Raw genomic sequence first — 24811 nt, 5'->3', positions numbered from 1 at the left:
GCGGGTAAAGTAATGTGTACTGTCCCGATAGTATCCTCCTCCAAATAATTGGTATGACTAGAAAAAAACACCCCCCGGTCTGGATTGTCGTGTTAGTCTGTAGCGCTGCTGGTGTTGTGTTGGGCGGGTCTGCAAGTTGGGCAGATAGCAATCAGTGTATGCAGGAAAAAGTTGTTACTGATCAATGTCTGACTCAAGATCCGTTGAAGAAAACGAGTGAAGGAATGATTGCTGGAATGGTAGCGGGAGCGGGAGCCGCAGTAGGTGCGACTTGGAGCCAACGCAAGCGATCGCAAGAATAAAAATTTTTCCGATATATTGCCGCTTAAATTCTCCCGCTCATAGGAGATTTGGGCGGCTTCTCTGATTTGTAATCGGATCGCGCGATCGCCATCGAATTCATATTTGAGCGCAGTCGAGATTCAAACCAGAGTCCAGCTACGATAGCGCTTACGCCACAGACAACGCAGACGAAAGATTTCATCAAAACTGTCGTCTCATACTCCAGCAATCGACTCACAATCTGCAAACCCAATAAGAGAATTCCAAACCAAAACGCGCGACGTTTTCCATTGCTTAAACTGGTTCGCACAGATCCAAGTGCAAGTCCAATCAGTAGCACATTGAAGAGAATGGGCGCAAAAATCGGCAAGGGCTGAATGCGCAAATGCCAAAAATTGACGATCGTACTGAATCCAATGCTGAATCCAATTCCGATGGTATTAAAATTCATCGATCTGACGTTCCTCAGCATATAGAGCCACTGTCCGATCGCAATTCCTGCAAACAAGACAACACTCGGAAGTGATCGCCATTCTGGAATTCTGGTGTACCACGTCAGACTGCCATTCCAGACCCAATGAAACGAAAACCAGAAGAACAATCCGCCGAGAAATAACACGGCAAGTTGACGCGCGATCTGTTGAAATGATTTGCCAGAACTCCAAAGCGAATCATCATACGACCACAGCAATGCCGCTGGAAGAATGCTCAGGAGCGCAGGTAAAACACTTGCTTTTGTGACAATTGCCGCTAAGCTGCTCAACAATGCAGAATGAATCGCGAGCGCGCTGAGTAAAAAAATCGCCCTGGATCGACACCAATACGCCAACGGCAAAAACAGAATGGCAGACACGATCGGCATTTGCAATCCGATCATTTCGATGCCCGTGGGACTGAAATAAATTTGACTCCAACTTGTCCAGTAGCCAATTCCGATTAAAGCGATCGCCAAAATTCCTAATCCCTTGAGTCTTAAACCGTAAGCGATCGCTAAACATCCAATTCCCCAACCCAAAAATAGAGCAAATCCAGTCACGTACTGCGCCAGATTTGCCCCCAATGCAACTGCGCCAAAGAGCAGCAATATTTCCCCAAATCGCTGATACTTCGAGCGTTTCCAGAGTGCCAGTCCACCGCCATTCAGCCCAAAGAAGAGTCCGAGTAACAGCACGCTTCTGCCGAGGTGCGAAATCCCGTTCCAGTTTGCAACAATGAACGTGACGACACCAATTCCAATAAAACTCAACCCTAATCCTAATAAGACTAGAGTGAAGCGACTTGCGTGATCGACTTGATCGAACTGATAGCGATCGCTGAGTTTTTGAAATTGCGACTCGGAGATGTCACCATTCGCTCTCCAGTGCTGCGCCTCTTGCCGCAACTGTCGCCGAAATTTTTCAGAATGCATAAACCAATCGAGAAGAGTCAAACGAAACCGGGGAAATACGGGGGCTTCTCTCAGGTGAGGCGACCTGATCTCAGTAATCTCCTCAGATTATGGCATTTGAGAAATCGGGGTGGGAAAACTTTACGCGATCGTTAACATCGCAAATCTCGCAAACGCCCAACCCCTCACAGCAATGTCCTTGCAAGCAACATGACCGAGATCTGGTATAAGTAGCGATCGCAGTCTCTAAAATTTGTTGTGCAATCGTTCTTTGCCCTGCTGTTCGCGATTTTGATTCTGTTCGTTCCAGCACTCCCGACTCAGGCAGCGCAATTCGAGCGAACGCCTTTGACATTGGAATTATTGCAAGAACGATTGCGTACGCCAATTCCGAGTGAAGGAACGCGCATGGTCGATCTCAAACGCATGACGATCGATCTACGCCCCGAAAATTCAGCCTTCCGAGATCAGTTTTATCGACTGGTGCAAGCACAGCTTCAAACGCCAGGCGTGCCCGTCGGATTGGATTTAAGCAATTCAGTTATTGATGGAGACTTTACCACTAGCAAACTGGGATTGCGTGCGCCCCTGTATGACGGAGAAGCCTTATCTAAATTATTTACGCTGACTGAACAAGCGCAATTGAAACGCGATCGCCGACGCTTATATCGATTAAGCACCCTTTCACAGTCGCTTTTAATTACTCCAAAATCGGTCGAAACCGCAGCACCACTTCAACTGACAGTCTTTCGTGCGCCCTTGAAACTGGTGCAAACGCGAGTCAACGGCTTTGCCGACTTCTCGAATACTTTTTTCCTCAATCGCGTCGAAGCCCAAGGCACACAATTTCCCGCTGGAGCCGACTTTTCTCAGACTCGTTTTAGTCTCCCCATGAACTTTGCGAGTGCAAATTTTGGGCGAGAAGTGCAGTTCCGCAATGCGATCTTTTTTGCAAAATCAGAATTCAATCAAGTTCAATTTCGGGGCAATGTGAACTTTCAAGGTGCAGAATTCCAAAATACGGCAAATTTCAATCAAGCCACGTTCTATCAGCCTGCGAATTTTACGAAAGTGCAATGGCAAGGCAATGCCGACTTCGCTCAGACCCGATGGCGTGACCAAGCGCTCTTTAGTAAAAACAAATTTAGTCGATCGCTCTTTCTCACCGATGCCACGTTTGATCAAGCGGTCTTGTTTCGAGAATCTCAATTTAATGGATTCGCCAATTTACGCGGCGCAACCATTCTCGATCGTGCTGATTTTAGCTATTGCAGTTTCATGAATGGCACATATTTGAACGTTCCAGGGCTGCGATTCGATTCAGATAAAGCAAAAATTTTGGGCGACCCTGGGCAAATTGGGCGCGTTATTACCGTTCCAACCTTGCAAGGCAATGAGAATTTATTACGCGAATTGGTGCGAAATTTCCGCAAATTAGAACAGATCTCGGATGCGAATCAAATCGATTACATGACTCAGAGTTTGCGATCGCGCCAGCTTCAACGTCAACTGTTTGGAACCGATCTCAATACCGCCTCTCTACTCCAGTTAAAAAACATCGGATTTAGCGAAGTCCAAGCTGGTGCAATTATTCAACGCCGCTTAGAACAACCGTTTCGGAATTTGCCCGAATTACTCACACTCGATCCGGTTGGCATTGCCACTTACATTAATGTTCGCGATCGCGTGATTGCTGCTGATCCATTACCGCCCGTGCGAAATTTTTGGCGCAAAATTTCGACAGGAGTGCGTTGGCTGAGTTTAAATTCGCTGCTGCTTTTGACTCGAAATGGTACCAGTTTTTGGCTGATTTTCGGGGTCGGTTTAATTACAGTTGCGTACTTCAGTGTATTATTTTGGACTGTGGATCGCGCTCGAAGACGGCATCCAAAAGCAATTTTGCCGACCGTCCCTGAGATCATTTCCGTTCTCAGTTTCTCGATCGTGCTATTTTTACTCGGGTTGACCGCAATTTTTCAATCGGCTGACCGCCCGTTGATTACGCTCGTGTGGTGGTCGATTGTCGTGATCCCTGTGCCGTTGATTTTATTAGGGCTGCTCTATCGCCAAGGTCGCTATCACTCCTTAATGGAAACCAGCTACTTTGCAGAAGAAGGCACATTACGACAGTTGAGAATTTTAATCGGACGCTTGCCAACCATTCCGAGATATCCCTTATTTCGAGAACGCTATTTACCGCTCTTGTGGGATCGTCGGTGGAATTGGCTCAATTATTTCGACTTTAGCTTCAACAATTTTCTTCGCTTCGGATTTAATGATATTCGCGTTCGAGACGAGCATCTACCCAGCGTCGTGTCGATTCTCGTTTGGTATCAGTGGTCGCTTGGCACCCTGTACATTGCGTTGTTATTGTGGACTCTCTCACGGACGATTCCCGGACTGAATCTTCTGATCTACTTTAAGTAGAATAGAGCCGTAATTTTCTACTTTTGGAGGAGCCATTTTCAAAAAAAACGAGCCATTTAATTCTTTACTTCTAAAATCAATGCAGCCCTCGATCGCACAAATTTTAGAGGGCAAGCTAAAAAATCTGGCGTTGTCCAGTTTTAACAGACAAAATATGGGAAATATTGATAACATTCTGCTTTCAGCGATTGGCTCAAAGTAAGAGATCTTTCAATAAAAGCGCCCATTCGGGCTTTATTGCATACAATACAAAGTCCGAATTCCTGTGAGCGATTGTTTTTTGTCAAAAATTTTGGTGTGGTGAGGAGTCCTGTGAAAAGCGCGAATCAACGTTCTGTGAATAAGAAAGTTCAGCCGACAAAACCTGTGCAAAAGCCGATGCCCAAAGTTGCTTCAGCCCCAACTAAGCGCAAAAAGAAACCGGCTAAGCGATCGCAAGGAATGCGGCTGTTGTTTATGTTTCTTTCTTTGAGCGGCATTGCGATGATTTCAGCTACGGCAGGCGCATTGGTTGCCGTTTCTCTCGCCAGCACACCCTTAATGCAGCGGCAACTTTCTCCGGCAGAAGCCTCGATTTTTGGTAAGGGCGATCGCTTCTCGACCCGCATGAGTTTGCAACTGCCCGCCTTGACCCGTCCCGTCAATATTCTGGTCTTGGGCACCAAGGTTCTTACCAGTGATGTCAATAACGCTCCAGAAAATCTCAAGAAGCTCCCCTATCACGCATTGGTGAATTCCTTTGAGGGATTGACGGACACCATGCTCCTGCTGCGCTTTGATCCTGAAACAAAGAAAGTCGTCGTTCTCTCGATTCCGCGCGATACCCGCACATATATCGCTGACCATGGGATGACGAAGATCAATGAAGCGAATGCTTACGGCGGCCCCGCGCTCAGTGCAAAATCAGTGAGTGAATTGCTCGGTGGCGTGGGTATCGATCGATATATCACGATTAACGTCCAAGGGGTGCAAGCACTCGTTGATGCCCTCGGTGGTGTCACCATGCATGTCCCAAGAGACATGAAATACCAAGACGATAGCCAACGTCTTTACATTAATCTCAAAGCAGGCAGACAGCAACTCAATGGCGAGAAAGTTTTGCAACTCCTGCGCTTCCGGTACGACGAAAACGGCGATATCGGGCGGATTCAGCGCCAGCAAATGGTCATGCGAGCTTTGATGGAACAGTCTTTGAATCCTTCGACTGTTTCGCGGTTTCCGAGTCTCTTAAATGTGGTGCAATCGCACATTGATACAAATCTGACGGTGGAAGAACTAGTCGCTCTCACGGGCTTTGCGTCCCAGGTCAATCGATCGAATACGAAAATGCTCATGGTTCCGGGAGAATTCAGTTCGCCCGGTGAATATAAAGCGAGTTACTGGTTGCCTCATCCCGATCGCATCAAAGAGATCATGGCGCAGCATTTCAATTTCGGAACCTCGACCCTGGAGAGCACTGTACCTGCCGCAGTGAAAGTCGCGATTCAAGACAGTACCAAGCAAGCCAAAAGTATTCAAACCGCTAAGACCGCTCTCGAAAGTGCAGGCTATCGCAATGTATATGAAGGGAAAGAGTGGAGTGAGCCGCTCAGCGTCACTCGCATTGTTGCAGAGTGGGGTGATGTCAGCAGTGCAGAAGCGATTCGGCGTGCGCTAGGGTTTGGAGAAGTGCGCATTGAGAATACAGGAGATCTGCAATCAGATATCACGATTCAACTGGGTAAAGATGCGCTGCAACCAAGAAAAGCTCAGCCTCGTCCAGCCGCAGATAAAGCAACCAAAACGGAGCCGACAAATTAGCGATCGAATTAGGAAAGGGTCAGATACATCCAGAGATTAGGGAAGGACAAACCGTCCTATCTCCTCAATTTCCATTTTCATCACCCCGAACCCCATATCCTTTGCTAAAGTGGCAACGGCAATACTACATCCCGACTTGTCGCCTCCCATGAACGCCCAGACGAAACCGAATTCTACAAAGCAAAGACCTCCTTTGCCGCTCACGATTGGCGCTGCGGCTGCCTTAGTTGGCGGTGGTGCGATCGCATTTTGGGCACTGACTCGACAGCAGCTCAACGTGATGCCGATTGGGGCAAATGCGATTCCGCAAGATGCATTGATGGTCGTTTCGGTTTCGACGGACACCGGAAAATGGCAGCAATTAAGAGAGTTTGGGACACCACGATCGCAAGCTGCTTTTGATCAAAGTTTGGTGCAATTTCGCGATCGCTTCTTGAAAAATCGCGGTTTGGAGTATGCCCGCGATATTCAGCCTTGGATCGGGAAAGAAGTCACAATGGCATTTTTGCCACCGCAAGCCGGGGTAACGGTTCCGAATCCGGGTCAGCCTGCTGCTCCGCCGAATGCTCAGCCGACCGTGATGGTTGTGCCGATCGCGGATGCGTTGAAAGCTAAAGACACCCTCGAAAAATCGCCTGCAACTCAGGGTGCAAAGTGGACAGAGCGCGATTACAAAGGCGTGAAAGTTCGGGAAAATCAAGAATCTGCCAATCAAAGTACTTCGATTGCAGTGTTAGACACAACGCAAGTGCTGGTTGCAAACAATCCGAACGCGATCGAACGCGCGATCGATACGGTGAAAGAGGGCAAATCGCTGGCACAAACGCCGGGATATGGCGAAGCATTGACGCAGATTCAAGAAGAAAATGCGATCGCCCGCCTCTATGTCAACATTCCTGCGGCGGCAAATACCTCTGCTGCAAATTCGAGTCGTCCAATTCCGCCCCAGACGCTCGCTCAACTGCAACAAAATCAAGGCTTAGCAGCAACAGCAAAGCTAACCAATGAGGGCATTCAGTTTAAAGGAATTTCCTGGCTTAGACCCGATAGTCAACGCAAACTGAATACAGAGAACACTGCAAAAACGATTCCAACTCGCCTGCCGACTGACACATTGATGATGGCATCCGGTGGAAATTTGAAGCAATTTTGGCAAGATTACACCCAAGGCAGTGCATCGAATCCAATTCAGTTTGTCAATCCTGAAGCCTTGCGGCAGGGCATTAGAACAACAGTGGGGCTAGATTTAGAGAAAGATTTGCTCAACTGGATGCAAGGTGAATATTCACTCGCCTTACTCCCTGCACCTCAAGGCGCACCTGCAGCACTGCCTGCAAGTTTAGTCTTTATGGTGCAAACCAGCGATCGACGTGCCGCAGAAGCGACGTTGAAAAAGCTCGATGAGGTGATGGCGACTAAGTACGCCTTTAAGGTGGAAGAAGCAAAAGTAGAAGGACAATCGATCGTGAATTGGTCACTGCCTGCTGCAAGTGTGAACATCACGCGCGGTTGGCTCGATGGCAATGTTGCATTTTTATCTTTGGGTGCGCCGATCGCAAGTGCAATTCTGCCAAAGCCGACGAAAGCTTTGGCAGAGAATGAGCTGTTTCGCAAGAGTACGCAGTCCGAACTGGCTCCGCATAATGGCAACTTCTTCGTCGATATGGATCGCGTGCTCAAGTTGCAAAATTTCCCACTGCTTCAGATCCCTGCGGCAAATCGCACCGTTTTGGAGGCAATTTCTTCGATCGGGGTAACGGCAGCAGTAACGAGCGATCGCACATCTCGCTATGACGTTTTTGTCGGCTTGAAAAAGGGCAATAACCCTGGGGCATTGCCTTAACGAGCTAACAATACCCAAAGAAATCCGACCGTGGCAATCAAACTGAGAATTGCCATCAATCCCGCAGGCATGAATTTGCGAGTTTTTGACCAGCGTAGGCTGAAAAAGACGAGCAATTCTACCGCAATACAAACTGCAAGAACTAATCCGCCATAAAGATTGTTCAGCGTCACATAAGCTGCAATCCACAGTACGATCGCGTTTCCCAAACCTGCAATCAAAGAAATCTGGCTTCTCGCTTTGAGATAGCCGATGATCCCACCGATGGCGATGAACAATCCGTAGAGTGCAATAATCAAGGTCACGATCGCAATCCTCCAAGACTACAGCCATGATGCAACAAACCATTCCAGTTGTCGATCTGCAACTGTTTCTGCGTGGCGATCCAAGCCAGCAACAAACCTTTATCGCGACACTCGGACAGGCTTTAGAAACACTCGGCTTTTTTGCCGTGGTGAATCATGGTGTCGATCGCGATCTGATTCAGCAGGCGTATCACCAAGCTGAGGCATTTTTTCAACGCTCAGACGATGTGAAATTGCGCTACGAAGATGCTGCATTGAATGGACAGCGAGGCTTTACTCGATTTGGGAAAGAACACGCAAAAGACCATCCTGCACCGGATTTGAAAGAATTTTGGCATGTCGGACGAGAGAGCCATTTAGCAAATCTTGATCCGATCGAGATTCCTAAATTCCATCAGGTCATGGCTCAACTCTATGCTCAGCTTGATCAGTGTGCAGTCAACTTACTTGAAGCGTGTGCGTTGTACTTGGGAGAGCCGCGATCGTTTCTCAGCAATATGACGATCGCAGCAGATTCAATTTTGAGAATCATTCACTATCCACCGATTCCTGAAGACGCTGATCCAGCCAGCTTACGCGCTGCACCGCATGAAGACATTAATTTGATTACGCTCTTATGTGAAGCGACCGATAGTGGTTTAGAACTTCTACAGCGAGATGGAACTTGGCTTGCGATTCCCAATATTCCAGGACAAATCATCGTAGATAGCGGTGACATGCTTCAGCAATTAACCAATGGATTGCTGAAGAGTACAACGCATCGAGTCGTCAATCATGGCGATCGCGATCGGCGATTTTCGATGCCTTTCTTTGTGCATCCGGTTGCTCAAACCGATTTGACCCCGCTCCCATCTTGCATCACCAAAACGGGCAACGAGGTGAAATTCCCAAAAATCACTGCAGGCGAGTATCTCCAGCAGCGATTAGCAGAAATTGGACTGAAATAAGTTAGCCACCCGCTGCAAACGTTGCCATAATTGCCACAGACAGCAAGATCCCTGGGATCAGCATCAGAATCAGCATGAATAAATCGTGGGTGTTCATTATGTGAGCGCTCCTGGTTTTGTCTATGTTTATCTTAGGCAATGCGATCGTGATCCCATCGATCTAAGGCTTGAGAAACCCTTAAGTTTTGACGATGAATAACTTCTCCTTCGATGAGCTACAGAAAAAAGACTTACTGACGGCATTGGGGCTTTGGCTCATGGTGGAGGTTGTCAGTTTTGTTTTATTCCCGTCCTTGGGATTGATTAATCCGGGCGCTAGACTGAGGGCATGGTTTCTGCTGAGTATCCCCTTTGGGCTAGGCGGAGCCGCATTGCTGAGTATGAGTTCTCGATTTGTCGCAACCGCAGGCTATCGTCCTCAGCGCAAATTGTCAGAATTGATCGGTCAGTTTGGTGGTTGGATCGGACTCGCAGGTATTTTATTTCCATTTGTGATGGTGTGTCTGGAGTTTTTCTCAAACCTGAACCTCTCCAAATAGATTGATGAAACAGGCATTAAAAGAGTGGGCGATCGCAGTGGAAGCCCTCGAACGAGGTGAAACAATTCTGCTGTTACGCAAAGGCGGAATTCGGGAGACAGCGGGACGATTTGAAGTTCCGTTCCAACGAGTTCTGCTTTATCCCACGTTTGAGCATCAAGATCCAACCCTGCTGAAAACCCCGAATGTCGAGCGGGTTGAATCAGGCTGGCATCCGAAACAGGTAAAAATTAGCTCGATCGCAGAGATTACGCATGTTTTACAAATCAGCGATCCAGAGATTGTTCATGCCTTATTGCCGTTCCATATTTGGAATGAACGCTTTGTCGAGGAGCGTCTGAAATGGAAACCGCGATCGCCGTTGTATTTACTGCTGCTTAAAGTCTCTCAATTGGCAGACCCTCAACTGCTTCCCTATCGAGAAGCTTATGGGGGGTGTCGATCGTGGATCGAAATCGATGAAATCAACGTCGATCAGATGACTCCCGTTCTTAGCGACAAGGAGTATCTCGATCGTGTTGAACAGATTCAAAGCCTAATTTTTCGATCTCAGACGATTGCCTGATCAGAAAATGCTGCATTAAAAAACGCCAGACTCTCTTGAATCTGGCGTTTTTTAATGTCCAATCGGGTTAATTGCCTCGTTTGAGGAAGGTTTCCACCTGATTAAATTCTGTGGTCAAGCGATCGACCATTTTTTGAGGAACCGGGCGATTGGGATAGGAACTATAGTGTCCAGCCAAGGAATTCACGGCTGTTCTCATGGTTGTAAACGAACTCAGCTTCGTCAAAGCAGAATCTCGACGATAGCGAGAGGCAAAATCATTCATCAACTTACGGGCATCAGCTTGGGCTGCCGCTCGATTCGGTGAATCCGCAGGCAGCGTGATCGCCGTTTTGAGGGTATTAATCACAGTAAGCGTATCATCGCGATAGTTGCCCGTCAGCCCGCCAGCGGGAGAGCAGCCCACAAGAGCAATCGACATGACCATCACTAGCGCCAGCAGGCGAGACAAAAAGCGCTTCATAAGCAGGTTGCGTTAAATAATGAACAAACGTAACAGTTTTCTCATCCTACCGTGATTAGGAACCGTAGGATCACAATGCGATTTCTTGCAATAGCCAAAATCCGGCAAACGCTTCGACATCCGGGCTTTCTTGAATCGCTAAAAAATGGACTTGATGCGATCGTGCCTTTGCCGCTTCAAACTGCTGCGCCTCGGGAACAGCGCGCTTATCTAAAGTGGTTAAAATCCAGCGATCGTTGACCCCGGTTTCTAACAGCAGTCGATTCTGGGTCTCGGCATCAAATTTCACAGCCGCAATCTCTAATCCCGACATCCAAGCTGCCATCGCGGTGGCTCGGGCAGAGTAGATAATGATGCCCGAGACAGGAGCATCCGGTTCAAGCTGCGCCAAACTCATGGGAAAGGCTTCTCCGAATTCGATCGACCATTCCCCCATTTCCGCAAAGGCTTCAAAGGGTAGAGTTGCGAACGTCCATTTCTGCCCTTGCAGCGCATCGGGCAACACTTGGGCAGGGGTGATCGGAAACGTCACCGAAGGATTGATCGAAGGCTGATATCCGTCTTCTTTCGGATAAACATTTTGAGATCGATCTTGCAGCCAGCTTGCCAAGGCAAACGTGCGCCGACTCAATTGAGAAGGCAGATCTAAGCCATCACAAGCAGTCGTAATCATGTTGTTCATCGCCTGCCGGAAAAACCGAATTTTATCCGGTGGATTGGGAGCTTCAGCCATGGCTGCTGCGATCGCGTCTTTTAACCAGCCTGAATTTACAGTGCTGCTCGAGCAATACTGCGAATAGCGAAACAGCTTTTCTGGCTGAGCATCAACTGTGGTCGGGCTTTCACAGATCAGCACTTCCCAAACTTTTTTATTTTGCTCATCCAAAATTGGACGTGAATAGTAATCGAGTTCCCAAATAGTTGACATAGAAAACTTCAGCAATCGCGCGTTAGAGACATCTAACTCCTAGCATCTTTCGGATCACCCTATCGAAACGGTTTGCATCTGTTGGCAAGCTTGAATGCCTAAGTGCGGATTTGCCCGATAGCGATCGTCAGCAACCCACACACTCACCTCTCGATTCGCTGAGATGAAATATAAATATTCTGCAGTGGGATCATATTTCAAGCCCACCTTCAGGTTCGAGAAATCATCCTCACAAATCTCAAATCCAAACCGCACTACAATCTGTGCAACCAGACATTCTGGCGTGTCCTGTGCCTCACCCAGCGCATCTCGCTCTTGCCAAAATGTTTCTAAAAAAGACTCTAAGATCGGCAGCATTTTCTCTGGCGCACCTTTGCGACTGGCGTAAACAATCGCTGGATTTCCCTCAACAATGATGTGACAAGGAACTGGCATAGGAAAGCGATATGAAACGATGCCACCATCATATGCACAGTTTTACCCTCGCAAACGACCGCGATCGCTGAAAATTTTGGGTTTTAGGGAAATTCACGGTGGAGAACCCACTCGCTTGATTCGCAAAATGTGCTTAGCTCTGCGAAAACAATCGTTACAATTCAAACCCATCCTGCAAACCCACACGTCAATCCTATGTCCTCTGTTCGCCCCATTTCTGCTGACCTTGCTCCGACCCCTGATCCTGCTCGCTGCAAAATTCTAGACTCCCGGAGTCAATATCGAGGCTGTCATATCTGCGTGCCGGATTCCGATGAGCGACTTGCCGCGATCGTCGTTGCTGATCGCTATTACAGCTTTTTTCGACTCGTGCAAGATTCTCAAAAAGCTCTGCAAATTGCCGCCAAACTCGTTTATCGAGGAGATGAAGTTGCGATTACTCGAACGATGAAAGGCGATGTGCTTTGGATCTATGAAGCAGATGCCCAAGAGGAAAAAGCGCAGCTAGAAAAGCCCAAATCTGTCGAACCCTCAACTTCCTACGACATTCCTCGATCAGACTCAGGATTATGGAAGATTCTGACATCTGAGCGCGATTATCAGGTGTGTCAAATTCGCGTTCCAGATGTGGCGAAACCGATGGCTGCAATCTATAGCGATCGTGAATATTACAGCTATCTCAGAACGGTACGCGAACAAAACCAAGCGATCGCGCTGGCAGAACGTCTCTCTGATAAAGGACATGCTGCTCGTATTACTCAAAACAGCAAAGGCTGGACGCTGTGGGTCTTAGAGGCGGAAGCGATGCTTCGGACTTGAAGCCTTCACCCTGACATTTTTCTTGTCTGAAACGAGTTTCGGCTCGACTCAACGCCCGAAATTCGAGGGCTGAGCCGAGCCGAAACTCGTTTCATGGGAAGTGAATTCAATTACAGATCGTTTTCACCGAGTTCACGCGACATGTAATCAAAGGGTTGATCCAGGAAGCTCGTATCAGCAATTCCTGCCGCTGCTGCTTCTGCTTTGACGATATCCTTCATGATTTGAATTCCCCGGACGGTCGGTCCTGAAGGCACACCTAACGAGTTATAGGTTTCGCGCAAACCTTCTAGAACGCGCTCATCCAGCACATCCGTGTCAGCCGCAACCAAGGCATAGGAAGCATAGCGCAAGTAGTAATCCATATCGCGCAGGCAGGCTGCATATCGACGAGTCGTATAAGCATTGCCACCGGGGCGAATCAACTCAGGATTCTCATCAAACAACTGCAGCCCGGCTTGACGAACAATCCCGGCTGCATTGGAGGTAATGAGCGCAGCTGCCTGAATGCGCGCCATTCCGGTAGCAAAGTAGGATTTTAGGCTGTCGATCGCATTGCGATCTAAGTAACGCCCTGTAATATCGTAATTTCTAATCAGGCTGGTCACTGCGTCCCGCATGAAAGTCTTCTCCCAAATTTTGGTTCAATGTGTCTATATTTCTGTAGACAAGAGTAACGAACCGCCCCACAGCAAGTTGTATAGGCTCTCGTATCGTAAAAGATTCAAGCTCAGTTTACCACGCAGGTTTGAGCCTAATTTGAACCGTACCGTGGGGAATCCCGCTAGATGAGATAATCGTTACAATTTTTAATCCATACACTCGATCGGGTTACGGAATCCGCGAATGTAATATTTACGATCTTTAATTTAAGCGTTAATTCTTTCGGACACGGAGCTTTCCGTAGCCTAGGATACAAAATTACGGGAAGCCTGTTTTTACCATGATGCAGGACAGATTTGCTTGAGGCGATCTGATTCAATTTTGCGCTCAGCGTTGAGCAAAGCTACGCGATTTACTAGGAGTATTTCATGGCGACCCCACAAGAGATCTTGGCAAAGATCAATGACGAGAATATCGAATTGATTGATCTCAAATTCATCGATACGCCAGGGATTTGGCAACATCTCACCCTGCATAAGAGCCAAATTGACGAAAGCAGCTTTACCGATGGCGTTCCGTTTGACGGATCGAGTATTCGGGGTTGGAAATCGATCAATGAATCCGATATGGCGATGGTTCCCGATCCGGATACTGCCTGGATCGATCCATTTATGGAGCATCCAACGCTGAGCATGATTTGCTCGATTCAAGAGCCGCGTACGGGTCAGCCCTACAGCCGTGATCCTCGCTCGATCGCTCAAAAAGCTGTGGATTATTTAAAATCCACGGGGTTAGGCGATACGGCGTTCTTCGGACCTGAAGCGGAGTTCTTCATTTTTGATGATGTCCGTTATGACCAAAACCAGCACGAAGGTTACTATCACGTTGATAGCGTAGAAGGGATTTGGAATTCTGGTCGTCAAGAACCGGGTGGAAACTTGGCGTACAAGCCTCGCAACAAGGAAGGGTATTTTCCGGTTGCACCGACCGATACGTCGCAAGATATGCGATCGGAAATGCTGCTGACGATGCAAAAGTGCGGCGTGCCGATCGAGAAACATCACCACGAAGTGGCAACAGGTGGTCAGTGCGAATTGGGCTTCCGGTTCGGAACCCTGATTCAAGCGGCTGACTGGTTGATGACGTACAAATATGTGATCAAAAACGTCGGTCGCAAGTATGGCAAGTCGATTACGTTCATGCCTAAGCCGGTCTTTGGGGATAACGGTTCGGGGATGCACTGTCACCAATCGATTTGGAACAATGGCGAACCCACCTTTGCGGGCGATCTGTACGCTGGATTGAGCCAAAATGCGCTGTGGTACATCGGCGGAATTCTGAAGCATGCGCCTTCTCTGTTGGCGTTTACGAATCCGACCACGAACTCCTACAAGCGCTTGGTTCCAGGCTTTGAAGCTCCGGTGAACTTGGCATACTCGCAAGGGAACCGTTCTGCTTCGGTGCGGATTCCGTTGTCTGGCACGAACCCGAAAGCAAAACGCTTAGAGTTCCGTTGTCCTGATGCAACCTCGAACCCCTACTTGGCATTTGCCGCGATGCTCTGTGCAGGGATTGATGGAATTAAGAACCAAATCGATCCGGGTTCTCCTTTGGATGTAGACATCTACGAACTCAGCCCTGAAGAGTTGGCGAAAGTCCCTTCGACTCCTGGATCTTTGGCAGAAGCGCTGAAGAACTTGGAATCGGATCATGAATACCTAACCACAGGTGGCGTGTTCACTGAAGACTTCATTGAAAGCTGGATTAGCTACAAGCTCGATCGCGAAGTAATTCCGATGAGCATTCGCCCGCATCCGTATGAGTTTATGCTCTACTACGATTGCTAATTTGCTGAGTTGAAAGCTGAATTGAAAAGGAGCGATCGAGCTAATTGGCTCGATCGCTTTTTTCTCGAAATCTAACTGATTACAGACTATTTCGCTCTTAAGAGTTCGTTACAATTAGACAATAGTCTTAGAGTGTCGTCTCACACAAATCATGCCCGATACATTAACAAAGTTGGCGTATCAGACGTTTCAGCAAGGCAAAAGTTACTTTGGGTTGATGCATAAAGCTGTTAGTACCCAAGTCTTGAATCTTGTCGCACCGCCCTCGATCGAACAAAAAAGAAAGGCAAAGCCGCTCTCTCTAGAATTGATTCAAACCATTCAAAAACGAATGGCTGAAGTTCTCGAAGCGGATTGGCAGGATGTCGAAAAAGGCGTTTATCCAGCGAGTCTTGTCTTTGATAATCCTTGGGAAGATTTTTTCCGCTACTATCCGGTGATGTGGTTCGATATGCCGGAAATGTGGCAGCGCGTGAATGCGAAGCGATATCAAGAGTTTGATGCAGGAGTTGAGACAGAAGGCTTACCAAGCTACTATGTGCAAAATTTCCATCATCAGACGAATGGGTATTTAACCGATACTTCTGCAAATCTCTACGATTTGCAGGTTGAAATTCTGTTTAATGGCACGGCTGATCCGATGCGTCGCCGGATTTTAGCTCCATTGAAGGAAGGGTTGAAGGCATTCAGTGATGTTCTACCTTCACAGATAAAAGTGCTAGACGTTGCTTGTGGCACAGGGCGGACTTTGAGAAACATTCGAGGAATGCTGCCGAAGGCTTCTTTGTATGGAGTGGATTTGTCGGCTGCCTATTTGAGAAAAGCAAATCAGTTGCTGTCTCAGTTCGAGGGAACTTTGCCCCAGTTAGTGCAAGGAAATGCGGAAGAATTACCTTACTTAGATAACTATTTCCATGCGGTGACGAGTGTGTTTTTATTCCACGAATTGCCGCCCCAAGCGCGTCAGAATGTGATCAATGAAGCATTTCGAGTGGTGAAACCGGGTGGAACATTTATCATCTGTGATTCGATTCAGATGAGCGATTCGCCGGAACTCGCTCCTGCAATGGAAGGGTTTCCTGAGACGTTCCATGAGCCTTATTACCGCCATTACATGACCGATGATTTGGTGGCGCGATTGAAAGAGGCAGGGTTTGGCGAAGTTTCAGAACAGGTGCATTTTATGAGTAAGTACCTGATTGCGAGGAAACCTGGAGTCGTTGCGCCCGAAGTGACGAAGGTTGCGACAGGTATTGCGATCGAATAAGGGCAGGCTGCGTTTTCGGCGGATCGTGTCCCCCAAATCCCCCAAACTTGAGAGATTTTGAATGGGAGAAGTTCTTTGAATTGGAGGGCATTTCCTAGTCAAAGTCTCTCAGAGTGGAGAATTTAACATTGGGAGCGAAGCAAAAACATTCGTCCGAGATGTTCTATTGATAAGCCATATAAAATATGGATACGACCTTACTGCTGAGAACATCTTATGTCGCAGAGTGAAACTGTCACAGTTCAATTACCGATAGAGATCAAACAAAAGCTCGAAGCACTTGCGACAAGCACAAATCGAAGTCAGTCTTGGCTAGTGACGCAAGCGATCACAACCTATGTCGAAACCCAATCTCAACAAATTCAGCAAATTGAAGCAGCAGTTGACCTTGCAGAGAGCGATCGAGCAGTTTGGGTCGAAGGTGAAGCTGTCGAGGCATGGCTCAACTCTTGGGGAACAGACAACGAGAAGCCGACTCCATGCGCGTAACGTATCTTTCAGTCGCTGTCCTAGATTTAGCTGAAATTCGGTCTTATATTGCAGTTGATACTCCAGATACAGCCCAACAAATCGGAAATCAGTTAGCTCAAGCTATCAACAGATTATCTACATTCCCAAACCTTGGAAAACCTGGACGAGTTGAAGGCACTCGCGAATTAATAACTCCAAAACTTGGTCGAACAGCTTATGTGATCGTGTATAGAATTCGACTTGAGCGAATCGAAGTTCTCCGTGTTCTGTCCGGAATGCGAGATATTGATCAAATCCTTGAAGAAGAGTTTCCTAACGAAGAAAACTAGCGGAATGACAACGAAGCGTAGAGACTTTCAAGTGAACAGAAACTCATGACGATCGCAAAGGGCTTCTTACAGGGCGCTCGTTTCTACCTTCTCAAATACCTCAAACGCCCTCGATTTTTAACGATCAAGGGCGTTTTTAGCGAGAATGTTGTGCAATTTAAAACTGCTTCAAAAACCGCAAATCGCTATTGTACAACCGACGAATATCATCGATTTGGTGCAACACCATTGCCAACCGTTCCACCCCAAATCCGGCAGCAAATCCGGTGTAGATCTCCGGATCGTATCCCACGGCTTTAAGAACATTGGGATCCACCATTCCACAACCGAGAATTTCCAACCAGCGACCTTTCCATTGCACATCGACTTCCGCAGATGGCTCGGTGAAGGGGAAGAAACTTGGACGGAATCGAATTTCGACATCTCCAAATAGCTCTTGCAAGAACACTTTGATGGTTCCTTTGAGATCGGTAAACGTCAGTCCTTCATCGACTGCCAAAATCTCAATTTGATGGAACACAGCCGAATGTGTCGCATCGACTGTATCGCGGCGATATGTCTTGCCTGGAACCGCTACTCGAATTGGTGGATCATTCGCTTCCATGTAGCGAATCTGTACAGGCGAAGTGTGAGTTCTCAGCAGATTGCCATCCGGGAGATACAGCGTATCTTGCATATCTCGCGCCGGATGATCGGGCAAGAAGTTTAACGCCTCGAAATTGTAATAGTCCGTCTCCATTTCTGGACCTTCAGCGACCGTGTAGCCGAGTCCAACGAAAATATCGAGAACCTGATCGATCGTGCTATTTAACGGATGCATCCGCCCTTGTGGTCTTCCCACTCCCGGCATTGTGACATCGATCGTTTCTGAAGCTAATTGAGCCGCGATCGCAGCCGCTTGCAGCGCGGTTTTTTGGCGATCGAGTTCGACCTGAATCGCTTCTTTGACCTCATTGGCTCGTGCCCCGATTTTCGGGCGCTCGGCGGGGTCGAGTTTGCCCATCCCGCCGAGCACTTGGGGAATGGGACCTTTTTTTCCCATGTATTTGACGCGCAACTGTTCAAGCTGATCGAGAGAATCAGCTTGCGCGATCGCTTGAGTCGCTTCCTGGCGAATGGTATCTAATTGGGCTTCGAGTTCCTGGGTTTGTGCCGCCATAGTTCAGTAGTTCATAAATCCTTAATTCGCGTCACAATGAACTGCGAACTTGTTTATTGTAGTGGATTACATGAAACTCCTGGTTAGTAACGATGATGGTGTTTACGCGCTAGGGATTCAAACTCTAGCGAATGCGTTGGCAGAAGCAGGACATGAGGTGACGGTCGTCTGTCCTGATCGAGAGCGATCGGCAACGGGGCACGGCTTAACGTTGCACGATCCGCTGCGAGTTCAAGAAATGAGCCATCTTTTTCATCCCAACATTAAGGCATGGGCTTGTTCAGGAACCCCTTCAGACTGCGTAAAATTGGCGATTTGGGCGCTGTTGGAAACACCACCGGATTTGGTGTTGTCAGGAATTAATCACGGCTCGAATTTGGGCACAGATGTGCTGTATTCGGGAACCGTTTCTGCGGCAATGGAAGGTGTGATTGAAGGAATTCCGGGAATTGCACTGAGTTTAACCAGTTTTCAATCGCGAGAATTTCAGACTGCGGCGGATTTTGCTTGTACCTTGGTGCGACAGTTGGAGAAAGATCCATTGCCAGAGTTGACGTTATTGAATGTGAATGTGCCTGCGATCGAGCGAGATGAAATTAAAGGGGCAATCATCACGCGACAAGGCGTGAGACGCTATACGGATGTGTTTGAGAAGCGGGTTGATCCCAGAGGAAAAATTTACTACTGGCTTTCAGGCGAATTGCTTGAAGACGTAGACGATCCGGATATTCCGAATGATGTTCCGACCGATGTGCAGGCAAATCGGGAGAATTACATTACGATCACGCCCTTGCACTACAATCTGACTTCCCCTTTGGGCTTGAAAATGACACAGAACTGGATTTCAAGGCTGGACCAGGCATAAATTCTACTGCTTGCATCCAGTTTTACAATGAATGAAAATTGCCGAGCATTGCCGATAAACGGGTGTTGCTTCGAGATCCCCATTCTGGCAGGGCTGTTTCATATGGTTAGAGAAGAGGAAAATGAAAATGCTGTTGTTTACTTTTCCTGGATGATGAGCTTAATTGAACGCTGACAATGCCTGCCTGACAACCGCAGTATCCGCAGGCATTTATCTTGTCTTCAACAAATTAGCCCTGAGGAGCGGGGTGAAATTTCACTCCCTACTCCCCACATCCCTATCCTTCTTCGACTTCATGCAGCGATTTCCAGCCTGCTTGCCATTGCGATCGGTCTTTGAGCAGTTTGGCATTCATCCAAAACCGAACGGCTGGATCGCAGGCGGCGACCATTTCTGCAAATACCCAGGCTCCCTGATTTTTGCGGTTTACAACTTGAAAGTGCCGCCAGCCCCAGGTTTCTTGCTGAGCAGTCCATTTCGATCCGACGAGATACGGAAATTTTTGTTTCTTAGGCATATCGAGAACCAAATCGGGAATACTCGCGCTTGTCGATCGTACTGAATATCGATCGTGCCACAACTGTCACCAGAAAGTAATATGAAGTGTTTTCCTGATCACCCTACCCGTTCCCTGCATATGACCCGGACTCATTTGACGACGATCGCAGCAGTTTTCTCATTGGGGATTGCATTACCCGTTCAGGCTGAAAATATTGATCACGTTCGGCAATTACTTTCGACTCGGCAATGTGCAAATTGCGAACTCAGTAGCGCCGGGTTAGTGTTGGCTCAATTGTCTGGGGCAAATCTCGCGGGCGCAAATCTCGCGGGCGCAAACCTAAGTCAAGCGAATCTCGCGGGCGCAGACTTAACCAACGCCAATCTCGCAGGCGCTTCTCTGAGTGGGGCAAATCTCGCAGGCGCAAAGTTGACGAATGCAAATATTCAAGGGGCAGATTTAACGCGATCGTATTTAGTGGGAGCAGATTTAACGGGCACTCAAATCGAAATGGCTGCAATTCACGGAGCCGTTGGCTTACCGACTTCAGCCGGGAATGCAGAAATGTTCTATCAAATGGCGATGGAAGCTGGGAAACGGCGACAGTATGAAACCGCGATCGCGAATTTCAATCAAGTGCTAGTGCGAAAACCAGATTCTGCACCTGCTTTGATTGGGCGCGCAATGGCACGATTAGAACTGGGCGATCAAACGGGAGCCATTCAAGACTCGGAACAAGCTGCGGCTTTGTTTGAGCAGCAAGGGGATGCGGCGAATGCAAAATCAGCAGTAGCACTCGCACAAGGCTTAAAGAATCCACCTGATCAACAACGTCGAGGCAACAACTTTGGTCAGAGCTTGATCAATGTCGTGGGTGGATTACTGCAAATGTTTTTAACCCGCTAAACTGCGAGACTCAGAGCCTGCAGCATTCCAGGTCGCTTGGTTTGAAGAGCACTCGGAATGTTGCAGGTGACAGGAAAATGATTGAATCGGATCTCACGATTCGTCAAACGCTTCTAAATCTAAGAGATAAAGGTAAGGCTCTACTAATTCAGGGCGCTGAAACGCGATCGCTCTGAGCAAATGCCAATCGTTCAGCCCTTCAAATGCGTCCGTATAGTCGTCTTTTTCCAGCCGAGTCGCCAGCATCTCGATATCTGACTCGGTGAGCTTTGACACATCCACTTGTTTCAAACTCGACATAACCCGACGTGCCTCCAACGATTTTCCCCGTTGATCCAAATTTTACTTCACCAATTCAAACTCGATTCAGAATAAAACCTTGATTTACGATCGCAGGCTCCCCTGCCTATTTCAGGTCACAATCCGTGTCACAATAAGTAACGCGACTTAAAAATAGCCTTAACTTTTTCAGGACTTCCCGTGACCTTTACGACAGAAACAACTTCACAAAACGGACGATCCACCGCAGTTCCCGCCCGTCGGCGTGCGGTGTTTCCTTTCACTGCGATCGTCGGGCAAGAAGAAATGAAGCTTGCTCTCCTGCTCAACATCATTGACCCGAAAATTGGCGGGGTGATGATTATGGGCGATCGTGGAACTGGTAAATCAACGACGATTCGGGCACTGGCTGACTTGTTGCCAGAAATTGATGTCGTGGCAGATGATCCCTTCAACAGTCATCCAAACGATATCGAATTAATGGGCGATACGGTGCGGCAGATGATCGACCAGGGTGCGGATGTGCCTGTGGTGAAGAAGAAAGTTATGATGGTCGATTTGCCTTTGGGAGCGACAGAAGATCGCGTCTGCGGCACGATCGATATCGAGAAAGCCCTCTCCGAAGGGGTTAAAGCTTTTGAACCGGGATTGTTGGCAAAGGCAAATCGCGGCATTCTCTATGTCGATGAAGTCAACCTGCTCGATGATCACCTCGTCGATGTGCTGCTCGATTCGGCGGCATCGGGATGGAATACGGTCGAGCGGGAAGGGATTTCGATTCGACATCCAGCGCGATTTGTTCTAGTAGGCTCAGGCAACCCAGAAGAAGGGGAACTGCGTCCGCAATTGCTTGATCGATTTGGGATGCATGCTGAGATTCGCACCGTGAAGGAACCTGCATTGCGAGTTCAAATTGTGGAGCAACGGACAGAGTTTGACCAAGATCCGATGCCGTTCTTAGAAAAATATGAGCCACAGCAGAAGGATTTGCAGAAGCAAATTGTCGATGCTCAGGAGCGCTTGAAACAGATTGCGATCGATTACGATCTGCGCGTCAAAATCTCTCAGATGTGTTCGGAACTCGATGTCGATGGATTGCGCGGAGACATCGTGACCAACCGTGCAGCAAAGGCTTTGGCCGCGTTAGAAGGACGGACTGAAGTCACAGTAGATGAAATTCGTCGAATTGCCCCCCTGTGTCTGCGTCACCGTTTGCGGAAAGATCCGATGGAATCGATCGATTCAGGCTACAAGGTCGAGAAAGTTTTCGATCAAGTATTTGGCATGGAATAGTAGCTGTGTGGGTACTGTCGATCGCGCTTGATATCTTGCACGATTAAAGACATGCTCAATGCTTACACATCAATGTTGCAGAGGGATTCAACCGTGTTCCTCTGCATTTTTATATGGATATGATTTTAGAGTGATTCCAGAATCAAAAATGCTGATGACATCGAGATCGCATTGCCTCACACGAGGTTGAAACCCCGTGCTTATTAGACAAAGTCTCTGAAGAGACTGTATCCCTGAGCAATTGGTTGGGTTCGGGAGTCCCTTGAGGGAGTTCGCATTGTTAGCACCGGGTTTTGAATCCGGTGCGGGACAGAAACGCAGCCAAGATGATGTTCAAGCGTTTTGTCAACCCGCTATAAGACTCTTCGATTTTCATTTGTAACTCAGTAGTGGATTACCGCAAGTATCCAGTTCTGAATTGGCAGGAGAATTGATCGAGACATTCAATCGTTGTAAAACTTCCCCGATCGGTAACGCAAATCCTAACCCTTCAATCCCTTCACTCGCAATCTTCTCAGTCACAATCCCAATCACTTTTCCGTCTCGATTGAGTAAAGGCCCGCCACTATTCCCCGGATTGACCGCCGTATCTGTTTGAATCAAACTCCGAGACGCATTGCGTCGAAACCCACTGACAATCCCTTGCGTGACAGAATTGGAAAAAGATAAGGGATTGCCGATCGCAACAACCGATTGTCCAACTCGCACTCGATCGGTATGACAAATCGGTAAACCAGCCACCTCGCTCATCTCACCTTCCAATTTCACCAAAGCTGCATCTGCGACAGCATCGCGCCGTAACACTCGCCCATTCACAATGCTGCCATCATAAAGTTTGACTTTGACGGAAAACGCAGACCCAACAACATGTTGATTCGTCATAATCAGTCCAGACGAATCGAGCAGAAATCCACTGCCTCGCCCGTTGGGGGTGCGAATTTGCACGATCGAAGGAAGGGTCTGCCCAACCAGTTGCTCTAGCGTCATGGCTGGACGACTAGAAGTCGCGATCGCTGCAATCTTATATGCCTGACTCGGAGGTTCTTCGATCGGGCGATTGAGAATTTCCACAACGCGAGGTTCAGCAAGCAGGCTTCTAAAACTGGCTCGAATTGCTTCATACGTTGCTGCTGGATTGTCAATTCCTTCTGCTTCCGCACTTCCAGCAATTTCTTGACGATATACAACTTTGTTTGAATCTCGATCGAACAACTCCCAACGCACCCTGCGATCGTCGTGCGTGTATTCCTTAAAAAACGAACTATAAGAATTGAGATTAACCTTAGTAATCGTTCCACCAATTAAAAATCGTCCGGGTTCTGAAGATGCAACTAAATCTGCAAACAGAGATTGAGGATGCGATCGCATCACATCAAAGCCGGCTTGGCTCAGTTCATCCTCCAATAAGTCTCGAACTGAGGTTTCTAATTGCTCCTCTAAGCGTTCGGTTGCAACATACCGTTGTTGCCGCATCTTCAGCAATCCGTCGTAGTGCCCTCCAATGACGACACCCGGCAATACTCCAGAGCGAATCCTAGCAATTTCAACCTTTGCACTAGATTCAATCTCACTCTCAAAAGATTGTAGCGATTCAGCCCGAACCGGAATTTGTAGCGAAAAAAAGAATAGAACAATAGCAGAAATCAGACTCCAGACGGATGCCTTTGCCATAGTTTAGTAGTAGAAAATGCAAGTCATCAGATCTTGCGTTTAAATCCCTATCTTGTCAATAAAAAAGCTGCTAGAGAGTAACGCTTCCAGCAGTTGTCGATATGTTTTAGACCTGAAAAGAGCGATACATGAGATCGCTGCAAGACATCTCTGATTGTTTTCTCACCACGGAAGATACTGAACTTGCCCTTCTAACTCTCCATCCTGACCACACTCTACTAGAACAAGAACATCTTCAATGACCTGTCCGATCGGTGCATCTGTGCTGATTTCAATTACCCCTGGCATCGGCTGACCTTCCTTAACCCGATCGTAGGCATAGCGAGTAATCGTAGCGACATCGTGAGTGAGTAAAATACGCCCTTCTTGTGCTGCCCACTCCAAAACGGTTGGATCATCTTTACCTGACAACCCAACATCCTGCACACGAGTAATATCAAGTGTTGGATTACGCCGAAACAATCCTCGAACGATCGTATTATCGAAATTCTCGTCAGCTAGAAACTTCAGCATGCTTCCTGTGCAGGTTTGCGGGCAAGCAGGCGATCGCGCAATCCTTGTGGGTCAAATACTGCTTGATTCATTTTCCGAATCTCCTGCGATCGCTGCCGCCGTTGTTGGAGATAAGCATCCACTTCCGACTGGTGTTTAAGATAGTAGGCAATTGTGGCATAGATATCAGCCAAATTTAACGACGGATACCGATGAGCGATTTCCTCGGCTGTTACACCCTGGTTAAAGACAGCGACTACAGTATCTAAGGTTACACGAGTCTTTCCGACGAGAATTACGCCGTCTTCATTTGCTTGCAGAGGAGCCATTTCAGCAACAATTGCCGGTGTCATAAACACTTCCAATCTCAATGCTTTGATGGTAACAGAA

General features: G+C 47.9%; 27 protein-coding genes. 15 read left to right on the top strand and 12 right to left on the bottom strand.

Features of this window, described 5'->3' with window-relative positions; genetic code table 11:
- The first annotated feature begins 53 nt into the window (after nt 1–53).
- Nucleotides 54–302, top strand: a complete 249-nt coding sequence (locus tag OU814_RS20890; protein ID WP_036044499.1) for a hypothetical protein — start codon at nt 54–56, stop codon at nt 300–302.
- A 23-nt stretch (nt 303–325) separates the two neighbouring features.
- Here the strand turns inward: OU814_RS20890 and OU814_RS20885 are convergent, their stop codons facing one another.
- The gene (locus OU814_RS20885) at nt 326–1690 is read right to left on the bottom strand and encodes a DUF2157 domain-containing protein (RefSeq protein ID WP_268241977.1); all 1365 of its coding nucleotides are present in this window, start codon (nt 1688–1690) and stop codon (nt 326–328) included.
- A gap of 237 nt (nt 1691–1927) precedes the next feature.
- Here OU814_RS20885 and OU814_RS20880 point away from each other — a divergent pair, with 237 nt between their 5' ends.
- The 3 genes from OU814_RS20880 (at nt 1928) to OU814_RS20870 (ending at nt 7739) form a co-directional block, all read left to right on the top strand.
- Nucleotides 1928–4096: a pentapeptide repeat-containing protein gene (locus tag OU814_RS20880; protein ID WP_268241976.1), complete on the top strand. Its 2169-nt coding sequence runs from the start codon at nt 1928–1930 to the stop codon at nt 4094–4096.
- Between the two features lie 312 nt (nt 4097–4408).
- Nucleotides 4409–5896 carry an LCP family protein gene (locus OU814_RS20875; protein ID WP_017287178.1) on the top strand — a complete coding sequence of 496 codons (1488 nt, stop codon included), beginning with the start codon at nt 4409–4411 and terminating at the stop codon, nt 5894–5896.
- A 148-nt stretch (nt 5897–6044) separates the two neighbouring features.
- Entirely contained in the window at nt 6045–7739 is a 1695-nt protein-coding gene (locus OU814_RS20870) for a DUF3352 domain-containing protein (RefSeq protein ID WP_017287176.1), read from the top strand.
- On the opposite strand, the gene OU814_RS20865 is transcribed toward OU814_RS20870, so the two are convergent.
- Nucleotides 7736–8044, bottom strand: a complete 309-nt coding sequence (locus OU814_RS20865; protein ID WP_268241975.1) for a TMEM14 family protein — start codon at nt 8042–8044, stop codon at nt 7736–7738. The two genes, OU814_RS20870 and OU814_RS20865, sit on opposite strands and share 4 nt — an antisense overlap.
- A 26-nt stretch (nt 8045–8070) precedes the next feature.
- Here OU814_RS20865 and OU814_RS20860 point away from each other — a divergent pair, with 26 nt between their 5' ends.
- The 3 genes from OU814_RS20860 to OU814_RS20850 all read left to right on the top strand — a co-directional run bounded on the left by OU814_RS20860 (nt 8071) and on the right by OU814_RS20850 (nt 10095).
- A complete protein-coding gene (locus OU814_RS20860; RefSeq protein ID WP_268241974.1) occupies nt 8071–8991 on the top strand; it encodes an isopenicillin N synthase family dioxygenase in 921 nt (306 codons plus the stop codon).
- A gap of 191 nt (nt 8992–9182) precedes the next feature.
- A complete protein-coding gene (locus OU814_RS20855; RefSeq protein WP_017287172.1) occupies nt 9183–9530 on the top strand; it encodes a hypothetical protein in 348 nt (115 codons plus the stop codon).
- A gap of 4 nt (nt 9531–9534) precedes the next feature.
- The gene (locus OU814_RS20850; protein WP_268241973.1) at nt 9535–10095 is read left to right on the top strand and encodes a DUF1802 family protein; all 561 of its coding nucleotides are present in this window, start codon (nt 9535–9537) and stop codon (nt 10093–10095) included.
- 67 nt (nt 10096–10162) lie between these two features.
- Here OU814_RS20850 and psb27 read toward each other — a convergent pair whose 3' ends face one another.
- The 3 genes from psb27 to OU814_RS20835 all read right to left on the bottom strand — a co-directional run bounded on the left by psb27 (nt 10163) and on the right by OU814_RS20835 (nt 11921).
- Nucleotides 10163–10558: a photosystem II protein Psb27 gene (psb27, locus tag OU814_RS20845; RefSeq protein ID WP_017287170.1), complete on the bottom strand. Its 396-nt coding sequence runs from the start codon at nt 10556–10558 to the stop codon at nt 10163–10165.
- 70 nt (nt 10559–10628) lie between these two features.
- On the bottom strand, nt 10629–11486 hold the full coding sequence (locus OU814_RS20840; RefSeq protein ID WP_017287169.1) for a Tab2/Atab2 family RNA-binding protein: 858 nt from the start codon (nt 11484–11486) through the stop codon (nt 10629–10631).
- Nucleotides 11487–11540: 54 nt separating this feature from the next.
- Complete coding sequence (locus OU814_RS20835; protein WP_017287168.1) at nt 11541–11921, bottom strand: hypothetical protein; 381 nt, start codon at nt 11919–11921, stop codon at nt 11541–11543.
- A 195-nt stretch (nt 11922–12116) separates the two neighbouring features.
- Here OU814_RS20835 and OU814_RS20830 point away from each other — a divergent pair, with 195 nt between their 5' ends.
- Complete coding sequence (locus tag OU814_RS20830; RefSeq protein ID WP_268241972.1) at nt 12117–12740, top strand: hypothetical protein; 624 nt, start codon at nt 12117–12119, stop codon at nt 12738–12740.
- A gap of 110 nt (nt 12741–12850) precedes the next feature.
- On the opposite strand, the gene apcB is transcribed toward OU814_RS20830, so the two are convergent.
- Nucleotides 12851–13360 (bottom strand): allophycocyanin subunit beta, encoded by a 510-nt coding sequence (gene apcB / locus OU814_RS20825; RefSeq protein WP_017287166.1) that lies wholly within the window; start codon nt 13358–13360, stop codon nt 12851–12853.
- 411 nt (nt 13361–13771) lie between these two features.
- On the opposite strand from apcB, the gene glnA reads away from it, so the two are divergent.
- The 4 genes from glnA (at nt 13772) to OU814_RS20805 (ending at nt 17257) form a co-directional block, all read left to right on the top strand.
- Complete coding sequence (gene glnA / locus OU814_RS20820) at nt 13772–15190, top strand: type I glutamate--ammonia ligase (protein WP_017287165.1); 1419 nt, start codon at nt 13772–13774, stop codon at nt 15188–15190.
- 151 nt (nt 15191–15341) lie between these two features.
- Complete coding sequence (locus OU814_RS20815) at nt 15342–16457, top strand: class I SAM-dependent methyltransferase (RefSeq protein ID WP_017287164.1); 1116 nt, start codon at nt 15342–15344, stop codon at nt 16455–16457.
- A gap of 216 nt (nt 16458–16673) precedes the next feature.
- Entirely contained in the window at nt 16674–16946 is a 273-nt protein-coding gene (locus tag OU814_RS20810; RefSeq protein ID WP_017287163.1) for a CopG family ribbon-helix-helix protein, read from the top strand.
- Nucleotides 16937–17257: a type II toxin-antitoxin system RelE/ParE family toxin gene (locus OU814_RS20805; protein ID WP_017287162.1), complete on the top strand. Its 321-nt coding sequence runs from the start codon at nt 16937–16939 to the stop codon at nt 17255–17257. The genes OU814_RS20810 and OU814_RS20805 overlap by 10 nt, the downstream gene beginning before the upstream one ends.
- Nucleotides 17258–17414: 157 nt before the next feature.
- Here the strand turns inward: OU814_RS20805 and pheS are convergent, their stop codons facing one another.
- The gene (gene pheS, locus OU814_RS20800; RefSeq protein ID WP_017287161.1) at nt 17415–18416 is read right to left on the bottom strand and encodes a phenylalanine--tRNA ligase subunit alpha; all 1002 of its coding nucleotides are present in this window, start codon (nt 18414–18416) and stop codon (nt 17415–17417) included.
- A 70-nt stretch (nt 18417–18486) separates the two neighbouring features.
- Between pheS and surE the strand changes: the two genes are divergently transcribed.
- Nucleotides 18487–19281 (top strand): 5'/3'-nucleotidase SurE, encoded by a 795-nt coding sequence (surE, locus tag OU814_RS20795; protein ID WP_017287160.1) that lies wholly within the window; start codon nt 18487–18489, stop codon nt 19279–19281.
- Nucleotides 19282–19558: 277 nt separating this feature from the next.
- Here surE and OU814_RS20790 read toward each other — a convergent pair whose 3' ends face one another.
- Nucleotides 19559–19798, bottom strand: a complete 240-nt coding sequence (locus OU814_RS20790) for a TIGR02450 family Trp-rich protein (RefSeq protein WP_017287159.1) — start codon at nt 19796–19798, stop codon at nt 19559–19561.
- A 120-nt stretch (nt 19799–19918) separates the two neighbouring features.
- Here OU814_RS20790 and OU814_RS20785 point away from each other — a divergent pair, with 120 nt between their 5' ends.
- Nucleotides 19919–20686 carry a pentapeptide repeat-containing protein gene (locus OU814_RS20785; RefSeq protein WP_268241971.1) on the top strand — a complete coding sequence of 256 codons (768 nt, stop codon included), beginning with the start codon at nt 19919–19921 and terminating at the stop codon, nt 20684–20686.
- Between the two features lie 93 nt (nt 20687–20779).
- Here the strand turns inward: OU814_RS20785 and isiD are convergent, their stop codons facing one another.
- Nucleotides 20780–20986, bottom strand: coding sequence for a protein IsiD (gene isiD / locus OU814_RS20780; RefSeq protein WP_268241970.1), 207 nt, complete (start codon nt 20984–20986; stop codon nt 20780–20782).
- A 180-nt stretch (nt 20987–21166) separates the two neighbouring features.
- On the opposite strand from isiD, the gene bchI reads away from it, so the two are divergent.
- Entirely contained in the window at nt 21167–22258 is a 1092-nt protein-coding gene (gene bchI, locus OU814_RS20775) for a magnesium chelatase ATPase subunit I (protein WP_017287156.1), read from the top strand.
- Between the two features lie 372 nt (nt 22259–22630).
- Here bchI and OU814_RS20770 read toward each other — a convergent pair whose 3' ends face one another.
- The 3 genes from OU814_RS20770 to OU814_RS20760 form a co-directional block, all read right to left on the bottom strand.
- A complete protein-coding gene (locus OU814_RS20770; protein ID WP_268241969.1) occupies nt 22631–23929 on the bottom strand; it encodes a S1C family serine protease in 1299 nt (432 codons plus the stop codon).
- A 162-nt stretch (nt 23930–24091) separates the two neighbouring features.
- On the bottom strand, nt 24092–24442 hold the full coding sequence (locus tag OU814_RS20765) for a DUF5615 family PIN-like protein (protein ID WP_017287154.1): 351 nt from the start codon (nt 24440–24442) through the stop codon (nt 24092–24094).
- A complete protein-coding gene (locus tag OU814_RS20760; RefSeq protein ID WP_017287153.1) occupies nt 24436–24774 on the bottom strand; it encodes a DUF433 domain-containing protein in 339 nt (112 codons plus the stop codon). Before OU814_RS20760 ends, OU814_RS20765 begins: the two co-directional genes overlap by 7 nt.
- Nucleotides 24775–24811: the final 37 nt, after the last annotated feature.

This window comes from Leptolyngbya sp. GGD, from assembly GCF_026735145.1.
In the GTDB taxonomy this organism is placed as follows: Bacteria; Cyanobacteriota; Cyanobacteriia; order Leptolyngbyales; family Leptolyngbyaceae; genus Leptolyngbya; species Leptolyngbya boryana.
This window is presented reverse-complemented; position numbering and strand designations above follow the sequence as displayed.

Bases quoted from the DNA above. Each gene is read 5' to 3' on its own strand.
- OU814_RS20785 (WP_268241971.1), top strand. From the start codon at position 19,919: ATGACCCGGACTCATTTGACGACGATCGCAGCAGTTTTCTCATTGGGG.
- surE (WP_017287160.1), top strand. From the start codon at position 18,487: ATGAAACTCCTGGTTAGTAACGATGATGGTGTTTACGCGCTAGGGATT.
- OU814_RS20870 (WP_017287176.1), top strand. From the start codon at position 6,045: ATGAACGCCCAGACGAAACCGAATTCTACAAAGCAAAGACCTCCTTTG.
- OU814_RS20810 (WP_017287163.1), top strand. From the start codon at position 16,674: ATGTCGCAGAGTGAAACTGTCACAGTTCAATTACCGATAGAGATCAAA.
- OU814_RS20885 (WP_268241977.1), bottom strand. From the start codon at position 1,690: ATGCATTCTGAAAAATTTCGGCGACAGTTGCGGCAAGAGGCGCAGCAC.
- OU814_RS20815 (WP_017287164.1), top strand. From the start codon at position 15,342: ATGCCCGATACATTAACAAAGTTGGCGTATCAGACGTTTCAGCAAGGC.
- glnA (WP_017287165.1), top strand. From the start codon at position 13,772: ATGGCGACCCCACAAGAGATCTTGGCAAAGATCAATGACGAGAATATC.
- OU814_RS20790 (WP_017287159.1), bottom strand. From the start codon at position 19,798: ATGCCTAAGAAACAAAAATTTCCGTATCTCGTCGGATCGAAATGGACT.
- OU814_RS20765 (WP_017287154.1), bottom strand. From the start codon at position 24,442: ATGCTGAAGTTTCTAGCTGACGAGAATTTCGATAATACGATCGTTCGA.
- OU814_RS20770 (WP_268241969.1), bottom strand. From the start codon at position 23,929: ATGGCAAAGGCATCCGTCTGGAGTCTGATTTCTGCTATTGTTCTATTC.
- OU814_RS20760 (WP_017287153.1), bottom strand. From the start codon at position 24,774: ATGACACCGGCAATTGTTGCTGAAATGGCTCCTCTGCAAGCAAATGAA.
- OU814_RS20890 (WP_036044499.1), top strand. From the start codon at position 54: ATGACTAGAAAAAAACACCCCCCGGTCTGGATTGTCGTGTTAGTCTGT.
- OU814_RS20830 (WP_268241972.1), top strand. From the start codon at position 12,117: ATGTCCTCTGTTCGCCCCATTTCTGCTGACCTTGCTCCGACCCCTGAT.
- OU814_RS20850 (WP_268241973.1), top strand. From the start codon at position 9,535: ATGAAACAGGCATTAAAAGAGTGGGCGATCGCAGTGGAAGCCCTCGAA.
- OU814_RS20860 (WP_268241974.1), top strand. From the start codon at position 8,071: ATGATGCAACAAACCATTCCAGTTGTCGATCTGCAACTGTTTCTGCGT.
- apcB (WP_017287166.1), bottom strand. From the start codon at position 13,360: ATGCGGGACGCAGTGACCAGCCTGATTAGAAATTACGATATTACAGGG.
- isiD (WP_268241970.1), bottom strand. From the start codon at position 20,986: ATGTCGAGTTTGAAACAAGTGGATGTGTCAAAGCTCACCGAGTCAGAT.
- OU814_RS20835 (WP_017287168.1), bottom strand. From the start codon at position 11,921: ATGCCAGTTCCTTGTCACATCATTGTTGAGGGAAATCCAGCGATTGTT.
- pheS (WP_017287161.1), bottom strand. From the start codon at position 18,416: ATGGCGGCACAAACCCAGGAACTCGAAGCCCAATTAGATACCATTCGC.
- OU814_RS20855 (WP_017287172.1), top strand. From the start codon at position 9,183: ATGAATAACTTCTCCTTCGATGAGCTACAGAAAAAAGACTTACTGACG.
- psb27 (WP_017287170.1), bottom strand. From the start codon at position 10,558: ATGAAGCGCTTTTTGTCTCGCCTGCTGGCGCTAGTGATGGTCATGTCG.
- OU814_RS20840 (WP_017287169.1), bottom strand. From the start codon at position 11,486: ATGTCAACTATTTGGGAACTCGATTACTATTCACGTCCAATTTTGGAT.
- OU814_RS20805 (WP_017287162.1), top strand. From the start codon at position 16,937: ATGCGCGTAACGTATCTTTCAGTCGCTGTCCTAGATTTAGCTGAAATT.